This is a genomic window from Rhizobium redzepovicii (assembly GCF_019793435.1).
In the GTDB taxonomy this organism is placed as follows: Bacteria; Pseudomonadota; Alphaproteobacteria; order Rhizobiales; family Rhizobiaceae; genus Rhizobium; species Rhizobium redzepovicii.
The window spans coordinates 1-255 of sequence record NZ_JAILYH010000122.1 but is presented as its reverse complement, the minus strand read 5'-3'; the positions used below and the strand labels follow the sequence as shown (position 1 = coordinate 255).

General features: G+C 65.5%; 1 pseudogene. It reads right to left on the bottom strand.

Features of this window, described 5'->3' with window-relative positions:
* Positions 1 to 255 (bottom strand): annotated as a pseudogene (locus K6N12_RS33870) (type IV secretory system conjugative DNA transfer family protein); the annotation flags it as partial.

The following is a 255-nucleotide window of genomic DNA, read 5'->3' as shown; positions in this document are numbered from 1 at the left end:
CGAACCGAAAGTCCGATCGCCCCAACACCCCGGTCATGCGCGGACTGTCGAGGAAATGCGTGTGTCGTTGGGCCGCCGAAAGCACTCCGCTGGCCTCACGGTCCGACTTGCCGAGGTGGCGATTGGCAGCCCGCGCAATCAGTCCGTTGACCGCGTCACTTGCCTGCATCTCGTCCAGCACGGCACGGAACGCTTCCGGCGCCAGCGTCAGCAAATGCCTGAGTGTGGTCAGCGTGCGCCTGTCGTCTGGCTGGC